7 protein-coding genes and 1 pseudogene are annotated in these 9,298 nt (G+C 74.3%); 6 read left to right on the top strand and 2 right to left on the bottom strand.

All coding sequences use genetic code 11. The features are described 5' to 3' along the window. The first annotated feature begins 103 nt into the window (after window positions 1–103). Window positions 104–1,123: a lycopene cyclase family protein gene (locus tag ABZ646_RS32730; protein ID WP_360526961.1), complete on the top strand. Its 1,020-nt coding sequence runs from the start codon at window positions 104–106 to the stop codon at window positions 1,121–1,123. Window positions 1,124–1,251: 128 nt separating this feature from the next. Further along, window positions 1,252–1,836: pseudogene (locus tag ABZ646_RS32725) on the top strand (methyltransferase domain-containing protein); the annotation flags it as partial. Here the strand turns inward: ABZ646_RS32725 and ABZ646_RS32720 are convergent. Both ABZ646_RS32720 and ABZ646_RS32715 read right to left on the bottom strand, forming a co-directional pair. Continuing rightward, complete coding sequence (locus ABZ646_RS32720; protein ID WP_360526958.1) at window positions 1,806–3,290, bottom strand: ATP-dependent DNA ligase; 1,485 nt, start codon at window positions 3,288–3,290, stop codon at window positions 1,806–1,808. The pseudogene ABZ646_RS32725 and the gene ABZ646_RS32720 overlap by 31 nt on opposite strands. A gap of 53 nt (window positions 3,291–3,343) precedes the next feature. Continuing rightward, window positions 3,344–4,912, bottom strand: a complete 1,569-nt coding sequence (locus ABZ646_RS32715; protein WP_360526955.1) for a N,N-dimethylformamidase beta subunit family domain-containing protein — start codon at window positions 4,910–4,912, stop codon at window positions 3,344–3,346. Between the two features lie 207 nt (window positions 4,913–5,119). Here ABZ646_RS32715 and ABZ646_RS32710 point away from each other — a divergent pair, with 207 nt between their 5' ends. The 4 genes from ABZ646_RS32710 (at window position 5,120) to ABZ646_RS32695 (ending at window position 9,003) form a co-directional block, all read left to right on the top strand. Beyond that, window positions 5,120–5,689 (top strand): XRE family transcriptional regulator, encoded by a 570-nt coding sequence (locus ABZ646_RS32710; protein ID WP_360526952.1) that lies wholly within the window; start codon window positions 5,120–5,122, stop codon window positions 5,687–5,689. Between the two features lie 88 nt (window positions 5,690–5,777). Next, on the top strand, window positions 5,778–6,746 hold the full coding sequence (locus ABZ646_RS32705) for an NADPH:quinone oxidoreductase family protein (protein WP_360526949.1): 969 nt from the start codon (window positions 5,778–5,780) through the stop codon (window positions 6,744–6,746). Continuing rightward, a complete protein-coding gene (locus ABZ646_RS32700; RefSeq protein ID WP_360526946.1) occupies window positions 6,743–7,924 on the top strand; it encodes an acyl-CoA dehydrogenase family protein in 1,182 nt (393 codons plus the stop codon). Before ABZ646_RS32705 ends, ABZ646_RS32700 begins: the two co-directional genes overlap by 4 nt. Beyond that, window positions 7,921–9,003: an acyl-CoA dehydrogenase family protein gene (locus ABZ646_RS32695; RefSeq protein ID WP_360526943.1), complete on the top strand. Its 1,083-nt coding sequence runs from the start codon at window positions 7,921–7,923 to the stop codon at window positions 9,001–9,003. The genes ABZ646_RS32700 and ABZ646_RS32695 overlap by 4 nt, the downstream gene beginning before the upstream one ends. Window positions 9,004–9,298: the final 295 nt, after the last annotated feature.

The raw sequence follows: 9,298 nt of genomic DNA, 5'->3' as shown, positions 1-9,298 counted from the left end.
GGCTGCTAGCGGTGCCGTTGAACACCGCGGTGACCTGCTCCCCTTCCGGACTGGTCCAGGTCTTCAGCTGGAGGCCCTTGGGCACCGCTGTCGGGCTCGGTGGTTGACGGCCTCCTGGCAGCGGCTGCGGGTGCGTTCCGGCGACGGGCGGACGGTGGAAGCCGGGATCGAGCCGCTGCGCTACAAGATGCTGCGCTCCGACGCACTGGAGGACCTGGCCGGTCAGGTGCTCGCGGCCGGCCCGTGGGTGACGACCGTGGAGGCCGTCGCCGAACGGGTGGAGTCCGCGCCCGGCGGGGCGGTGGTGCACGCCCGCCGGGCCGACGGGACCCGGGTGACGGTGCGCGCCCGCTGGGTGTTCGACTCACGGCCGCCCGAGCGGCTGCCCCCGGCGCGCACGACGCTGCTGCAGCACTTCCGCGGCTGGTTCGTACGCACCCGCCACCCGGTGTTCGATCCTGGTGCCGTGGAGCTGATGGACTTCCGTACCCCGCAGCCCGCGCACGGTCTGTCCTTCGGCTACGTACTGCCCACGGGTCCGCGCGAGGCGCTGGTCGAGTACACCGAGTTCTCCCGCGGCCCGCTCGGCCGGGACGCCTACGACCGCGCGCTGCGGCACTACCTGCGCGGTGTCCTGGGCGTCGGCGACCACGAGGTGCTGGAGTGCGAACAGGGCGTGATCCCGATGACGGACGCGGTCTTCCCACGGCGGACCGCCGCGTCGGTGTTCCGGATCGGGGCCGCGGCCGGGGCCACCCGTCCGGCGACCGGCTACACCTTCAGCGCCGTGCAGCGACAGACCGGCGCCGTGGCCGCCGCCCTGCACGCGGGACGCCGCCCCGTCCCGCCGCGCGTCCACTCGGCCCGCTCCCGGTACATGGACGCGGTGCTGCTGCACGCCCTCGACCACGGCCGGGTGGACGGCCCGGCCTTCTTCACGCGGCTGTTCACCCACGTGCCCGCGCCCCGCCTGCTGCGCTTCCTGGACGGGCGCACCGGTCTGGCGGAGGACCTGTCCATCGGACTGCACGTGCCCGTCCCCGCGATGCTCGGCTCGGCGCTGGCCCTGCCGTTCACCTCGCGCCGCAGCGCTCCCACCGCCCCCGCGCCCTCCACGGCCTGATCCCGCCCTCGACCACGATCCGTCCTCTGCCTCTTCCCTTTCCGCCCCCGCTCTCGACCACCACCCGCCCCCGCCCCTCCCCCTTCCCTCTGCTCTCGCCTCCCACCCGACGACCGTACGGAGATGGTATGCCCGTGTTGCGCGACGCCGAGCTGGCGACCGCGTTCGACCACGCCGCCCGGAGCTACGACACGCTCGTGGCGGCGAATCCCGGTTACCACGCCCACCTGCGCCGCTCCGCGCGGCGCCTCGGACTGCCCGGCCGCGGCCCGGCCCCCAGGGTGCTCGACCTCGGCTGCGGCACCGGAGCCTCGACGGCGGCCCTGGCCGCCGTCCTGCCCGGCGCCGACATCACCGCCGTCGACGCGTCGGCAGGCATGCTGCGACGCGCGGCCCTGCGGCCCTGGCCGACGCCGGTGCACTTCGTGCAGTCGCCGGTGGAGCGGCTGGCCGCGGCCGGGGTACGCGGCCCGTTCGACGCGGTCTTCGCGGCGTACCTGCTGCGCAACACCGCCGACCCGGACGCGGTGCTCACCCAGGCCCACCGGCTGCTCGCGCCCGGCGGCCGGCTGGCGGTGCACGAGTACGCGCTCAGCGGGCGGGCGGCGCACCGGGCGGTGTGGAACGCGGTGTCCGGCGGGTTCGTCCTGCCGGTCGCCACGCTGCTCGGCGACGGAGCGCTCTACCGGCACCTGCGGCACAGCGTCCTGTCCTTCGACACGGCCGGGCAGCTCGCCCGGCGGGTGGAGCAGGCGGGTTTCGAACGGGTGCGGGTGCTGCCCCTGCCCGGCTGGCAGACCGGCATCACCCACACCGTCGTCGCCCGCCGCCCGTTCACCGCCGACGGGGAGGCGACACGATGACCGGACCGCGCCGTCCGTCCTCCCCGCCCGCCGTCCGCGGCCCCCGTCCCGGCCGAGACCGGGTTGAGCGCGCCCAGGTGCAGGTTGGAGAGCCTGCCGGTGCGCCGACCGTGGCCCCATTCCGCGGCCAGCACGACCAGGTCGAGGGTGTGCACCGGCTTGACCTTGAGCCAGGCGGCGCCCCGGCGGCCCGCGCTGTACGGGGCGTCCAGGGCCTTGACGACCACCCCCTCGTGGCCGCGGGCGAGGGTGGCGGTGAGGAACTCCTCGGCGGCCGTCGTGTCCTGCTCCCCGGCCACCAGCGCCCGGCGCACCCGCATCGGCTCGGGGACGAGGCGGGCCAGCTCCGCGTGGCGTGCGGCGAAGGGGAGGTCCAGGAGGTCGTGGTCGCCGACGGAGAGCGCGTCGAAGAAGACGGGCGAGACCGGGACCTCGCGCGCCGCCCTCGCCACGTCCGTGCGGGAACCGACCCGGCCCGCCGTCTCCTGGAACGAGCGCGGCCGGCCGGCCGCGTCGAAGGAGATCACCTCGCCGTCCAGGACGAACCGGTCGCCCGCCAGCTCCCTCGCCGCACCGGTGACTTCGGGAAGCCGGTCGGTGATGTCGTCCAGGGTGCGGGTGAAGACGCGCACCGTGTCCCCGTCCCGGTGGACCTGGACCCGGATGCCGTCCAGCTTCTCCTCGACCACGCAGCCGCCCAGCTTCCGCACCGCCTCGGTGACCGAGGCGGCGGTGTGGGCCAGCATCGGCAGCACCGGGCGGCCCATGGTGAGCCGGAACCGGGCGAGCGCCGGCGGACCGTCGGCGAGCAGCGCCTCGGCCACCGCCTGGAGCGACCCGGCGAGCATCACCGCGCGCCGCACCTCCGCCGCGTCGGCGCCGGTCGCCTGGGCGAGCCCTTCGACGGCGAGCGCGTCCAGGGCGCCCTGCCGGACCTCCCCGGTGATCAGACCCAGCAGGAACCGCTGCTCGTCCGCGGTCGCCGCGCCCATCAGCTCGCCCACGATCCGCGTGCGTTCGGCTTGCGAACCGGCTCCGGAGACCTTGCCGAGCTCGCTCAGCCGGGCATCGGCCTCGCGGACCGTGAGGGTCGGTTCGGCGGAGGGCTCGACGGGCCGGCTCAGCACCTTCCAGCCGACGCCGAGACGGCCCTGCGGGAGCCGGCCGGCCAGATAGGGGATGACGACCGGCACGTCGTCGGGGGCCGTCTCCCGGAAGAGCTCGGCGAGCAGGGCCGTCTTGCGGGACCTGGCCGCGGTGGCGGCCACCTCCCGGGACACTTCGGCGAGCCGGGTCAGCAGCATGCAGCCATAGTGCTCCGGAAACGGGTCGCCGACACCCGGGGCCGGGGGCGGCGTCAGGCCGGGGCGGTCGCGTACACCTGCCGGGTGTTGGGGCGCGGTGCCGGGCGGTGGCGGGCCGCCGGGCCCTCGGCGAAGGCGCGCAGCAGGTTCTCCGTGGTGCGGGTCACGAAAACGCGGGTGGCCGCGTCCATGCCGTGGTGCCCGCCGCCGTCGCCGGTGGCCGCCATCAGCGCCTCCACCCAGCGCATGGTGCCGGACGCGAAGACCCCGGCGCCGCCGGCCACGGTGTAGTACGCCGAGTCGCTGTGGCTGCTCCGGCCGTCGCACACCAGCGGGGAGTGAGCCGTGATCTCCAGCGGGCCCGGAGCGGTCGTACCGGGCGGGACCCGGTCGTACTCGACGCCCACCAGATGGTCGAAGCCCTGGCCCGCGCGGACTCCGGTGCCCTCGTACAGCCAGTGGTCCGGTGCCGTGACGACGTAGGGGGCGTCCACCGGGTAGCCCTCGTAGAGCACCCCGGTGAGTGAGGACTCCGGGTCGGCGCCCGGGGCCGCGCGGAAGTCGGTGGTGACCAGGGCGGGCCGGGCGGGGAAACAGGGGTCGGATGTGTACGAGGACTTGTAGCAGACGACGGTACGGCCGGGGCCGGTGTCCGAGGCCTCCGTCCGGATCCGCCGGAAGCAGGTGTTCGCGCCGAGGAAGGCGATGTTGGTGCCGGCGTCCCGGGCGGCCGTGACATGGCGGCGCTGCTCGGGCGTCCAGTACTCGTCGTGGCCCAGGCAGACGGCGGCGGCGGCCCCGGCCAGCACGCCCGGATCGGAGTGCACGTCCGTCCCGGTGCTGTAGGCGAGGGGTATGCCGAGGCGTTCGGCCAGCACGACCGCGGCCCACTCGTACACCAGGAACTTCTCCGCGCCGCTCAGGTCGTAGGGCCGGTCGAAGGTGACGGCCAGCGAGCGGCTCGCGTAACCGCCGTCGGACCCGGCGTAGAGGCTCAGCCCGCCCCACCTGTTGTACGCCTGCCAGGTCGCCGGGGCGTGCAGCAGGACGGTACGGCCCGCGCCGTGCGTGGAGCGGACGATCAGCGGCACGTACCGCTGGTGGCCGCTCTCGGCCTCCAGACGCAGCAGGTAGGCCCCCTCCGGCCAGCCGGTGGTGTCCACGCTGAGCGTGCGGGGCCAGTCGGCGCGCACCGTGCGGGTGGCGGCGAGGATCCCGGGGGACGGCTGGGCGCGACCCGGTATGCGGGGCGAGTACCAGATCCGCCGGGCCGTTCGGCCGCCGTACCAGCCGACCCGCAGCGCCGAGACCCGGAACGCGGCGGCCGTGGTCGACACGGACAGGCCGAACGGTTCGCCCGGTCTGACACTCACCCGGTCGGCGTAGCCGGCGATCGCGTCGGGGGCGCCGAGGGAACCGATGCGCCAGTCCTCGGTCCCCGGACGCTCGCGCTCCGCCTCGGGCAGCCGGGCGTCCGGCGCGGTGGGCCGACGGGCCGGGACGGCCCGCTCGCAGCCGGCCGCCGTCCCCAGTGCGGCGCCCGCGCACAGAGCGAGGAACCGCCTGCGGGCGGCTCCGGACCCGGGCACCGCCGATGCCTCCTGCCGTTCTCGACCGTCCACACCGTCTCCCTCGGCCCCCGCTCGTCTTCCTGGCCCCCACTCGTCGTCACGGTCCGGGAAGCCCTGGGACCGGCTCTCCGGCACGGTTCCGGTCGCCCTGGCGGGTGGCCGGGCGCGCTTCGGCGACCGTAACTCCCGTGGGCCGGTCACGCACGGCGCGCCGCTGCGGGATTGACAAACGGCGTTGCCGAAACTGCAATGCCCGCCATGACCACCGACGACGTTCTCGCGGGCGTGGGACCACGCCTGCGCCGGCTCCGCAGGGAGCGCGAGGTCACCCTCGCCGCCCTCGCCGAGACCACCGGCATCTCGGTCAGTACCCTCTCCCGGCTGGAGTCCGGGCTGCGCAAGCCCAGTCTGGAGCTGCTGCTGCCGATCGCGCAGGCCCACCAGGTGCCCCTGGACGAACTGGTCGGCGCCCCGCCGGTCGGCGACCCCCGGGTGCGGGCGAGGCCGATGGAGCGGCACGGTCGCACCTTCCACCCGCTGACCCGGCAGCCGGGCGGCCTCCAGGCCTTCAAGGTGGTCGAACCGACACGGAACCTCGAACCCGACCCGCGCACCCACGAGGGCTACGAGTGGCTCTACGTGCTGGCGGGGAGGCTGCGGCTGGTGCTCGGCGAGCACGACGTCGTCCTCGGGCCGGGGGAGGCGGCGGAGTTCGACACCCGGGTGCCGCACTGGTTCGGGTCGACGGGGGAGGGGCCGGTGGAGTTCCTCAGCCTGTTCGGGCCGCAGGGGGAGCGGATGCACGTACGGGCGCGCCCCAAGGCCTGAGCCTGTTGTCCAGAACACTGTTCCCTCGGCGGCAAGCGACCGCTTAGTATGCGGTGGACCCCGACGAAGCAGTCCCTGGAGGCACCGCATGCAGGCATGGCAAGTGCACGAGAACGGTGAACCGAGCGAGGTGATGCGGCTCCAGGAGGTGGAGCGGCCCACGCCCGGTGACGGCCAGGTCCTGCTGAAGGTGCGCGCCGCCAACATCAACTTCCCGGACGTGCTGATGTGCCGGGGCCACTACCAGGTGCGCCCGCCGCTGCCGTTCACACCGGGTGTGGAGATCTGCGGGGAGACCGAGGACGGACGCCGGGTGATCGCCAACCCCGCGCTGCCGTACGGCGGTTTCGCCGAGTACGCGGTCGCGGACGCCGCCGCCCTGCTGCCCGCGCCGGACGCCCTGGACGACGCCGAGACCGCCGCGCTGCACATCGGCTACCAGACGGGCTGGTTCGCCCTGCACCGCCGGGCGGCGCTCCAGGCCGGCGAGACACTCCTCGTGCACGCCGCCGCGGGCGGGGTCGGCAGCGCGGCCGTGCAGCTCGGCAAGGCGGCCGGAGCGACGGTCATCGGTGTCGCCGGTGGCGCCGACAAGGCGGCCGTGGCCCGCGAACTGGGCTGTGACGCCGTGATCGACCGGCGCTCCGAGGACGTCGTCGCCGCCGTGAAGGAGGCCACCGGCGGCCGGGGCGCCGACGTGGTCTTCGACCCGGTCGGCGGCGAGGCCTACACCCAGTCCACCAAGGTCGTCGCCTTCGAGGGCCGGATCGTGGTCGTCGGGTTCGCGAGCGGCACCATCCCCAGCCCGGCGCTCAACCACGCCCTGGTGAAGAACTACTCGATCCTCGGCCTGCACTGGGGCCTGTACGCCACCAAGAACCCCAAGCTGATCGCGCACTGCCACGAACAGCTCACCGAACTTGCCACCAGCGGCGCCATCAAGCCGCTGGTCAGCGAGCGGGTACCGCTGACCGAGGCCGCGGCGGCCGTGCAGCGGGTCGGCGACGGAGTCACCACCGGCCGGGTCACCGTCGTACCGAAGGGAGCAGCGGCATGACCGACGCCGCCGAACTGAAGCGCCGCACGGCCCAGTTGCTGGCCGCCCACCCGCCGGCCGGCACCGGGAAGCTCGACTTCCTCAAGGCCCGCTTCGACGCGGGGCTCGCCTGGGTGCACTACCCGGAGGGCCTCGGAGGTCTCGGCGCCCCGCGTTCCCTCCAGGCCGTCGTGGACGCCGAACTGGAAGCCGCCGGCGCCCCCGACAACGACTCCCGGCGCAACGGCATCGGGCTCGGCATGGCCGCGCCGACCATCCTCAAGTACGGCACCCCGGAGCAGAAGCAGCGCTTCCTGCGGCCGCTGTGGATCGGCGAGGAGGTCTGGTGCCAGCTCTTCAGCGAGCCGGGCGCCGGTTCCGACCTCGCCGCGCTCGGCACCCGGGCCGTCCGGGAGGGCGACCAGTGGGTGGTGAACGGGCAGAAGGTCTGGACGTCCGGCGCGCACAACGCCCGCTGGGCCATCCTCATCGCCCGCACCGACCCGAACGTGCCCAAGCACGCGGGCATCACCTACTTCGTCTGCGACATGACCGACCCCGGCGTGGACGTGCGCCCGCTGCGCCAGATCACCGGCGAGGCCGAGTTCAACGAGGTCTTCCTCACCGACGTCCGCATCCCCGACGCCCACCGCCTCGGCGCCGTCGGCGACGGCTGGCGGGTCGCCCAGACCACGCTGAACAACGAGCGCGTCGCCATCGGAGGCATGCGCCTGCCCCGCGAGGGCGGCATGATCGGCCCGGTCGCCAGGACCTGGCGCGAACGCCCGCAGCTGCGCACCCACGACCTGCACCAGCGGCTGCTGAAGCTGTGGGTCGAGTCCGAGGTCGCCCGGCTCACCGCGGAACGCCTGCGGCAGCAGCTCGTCGCCGGCCAGCCCGGCCCCGAGGGCGCCGGCATGAAGCTCGCCTTCGCCCGCCTCAACCAGGAGATCAGCGGCCTGGAGGTGGAACTCCGCGGCGAGGAGGGCCTGCTGTACGACGACTGGACCCTGCGCCGGCCCGAACTGGTCGACTTCACCGGCCGTGACGCCGGCTACCGCTACCTCCGCGCCAAGGGCAACAGCATCGAGGGCGGGACCAGCGAGGTCCTGCTGAACATCGTCGCCGAGCGCGTCCTGGGCCTGCCCTCGGAGCCGCGCACCGACAAGGACGTCGCCTGGAAGGACCTGGCCCGATGAGCACACAGCCCGACCTGCTGTACTCGGAGGAGGAAGAGGCGCTGCGTTCCGCCGTGCGGGACCTGCTCACCGACCACTGTGACGCCCCCGGCGTCATCGCCCGCACCGAGTCGGACGCCCCGCACGACCTGGCGGCCTGGAAGGCGCTGGCCGACGGCATGGGCCTGGCCGGTCTGCTGGTGCCGGAGGAGCTGGGCGGCCAGGGCGCCTCGCATCGCGAAGTAGCCGTCGTCCTGGAGGAGCTGGGGCGGGCCGTGGCGCCCGTGCCGTATCTGACCAGTGCCGTGGTGGCGACCGAGGCGCTGCTCGCCTGCGGCGACGAGGAGCTGCTGGGACGACTGGCGTCCGGGCGGACGATCGGGACGCTGGCCGTGGGGCTGCATGTGGCGCCGGGCGCCGCGTTCGACGCCGTACGGGTCGAAGACGGGCTTCTGCATGGCGAGTCGACCGGGATCGCGGACGCGGTCGCCGCGGACGTGCTGCTGGTGCCGGGGGACGACGGCGGGCTGTACGCGGTCGAGGCGGCGGCGGTGACCGTCACCCCGCAGGTGGCCTTCGACCTCACCCGGCCGCTGGCCACGGTCACGCTCGACGGGGCCGCCGGGCGTCGCGTGGGTGACGCGGAACCGGCCGTGCGGCGTGCGCTGCGGGCCGGGGCCGGGCTGCTGGCCTCGGAGCAGTTCGGGGCCGCCGAGTGGGCGCTGACGGAGACCGTCCGGTACCTCAAGGAACGCAAGCAGTTCAACCGGCCGGTGGGCGGGTTCCAGGCGCTCAAGCACCGGTTGGCGCAGCTGTGGCTGGAGGTCGTCAACCTGCGGGCCGCGGCGCGGGGCGCCGCCGACGCGCTCGCCACCGGCGAGGACGCGGACGTTCTGGTGGCCGTCGCTCAGGCCTACGCGGGGCCGGTCGCCGTGCGTGCGGCCGAGGAGGCGTTGCAGTTGCACGCGGGCATCGGGATGACCTGGGAGCATCCGATCCATCTGTGTCTGAAGCGGGCCAAGGCGGATTCGATCGCCTTCGGGACGTCGGGGGCGCATCGGGAGACGCTTGCCGGTCTCGTCGACCTTCAGGCGCCGTGACGTAGCGCCCGCCACGTGTCGTGACACCACTCGAACGGGGGACGTGTCAACTGCGCGAGCCGACCCTCCGCTACGCCACACTTGCGGCCGAACGCCCCGGACAGGGCGTGGCGGAGGAGGTTCGCGATGGCCGTTTCCATCTCTGTGGTGCTGCTGCTCCTGTTCGTGGCCGTGCTCTTCATGCGCCAGGGCGGGCTGAAGATCTCCCACGCCCTGGTCTGCATGGTGCTCGGCTTCTTCCTGGCGAGCACCAGCATGGCGCCCACCATCAGCACCGGGCTCACCGCGACCGCCG

Origin of the sequence: Streptomyces sp. NPDC007162 (assembly GCF_040634175.1) — a bacterium.
Taxonomy (GTDB): domain Bacteria; phylum Actinomycetota; class Actinomycetes; order Streptomycetales; family Streptomycetaceae; genus Streptomyces.
This window is presented reverse-complemented; position numbering and strand designations above follow the sequence as displayed.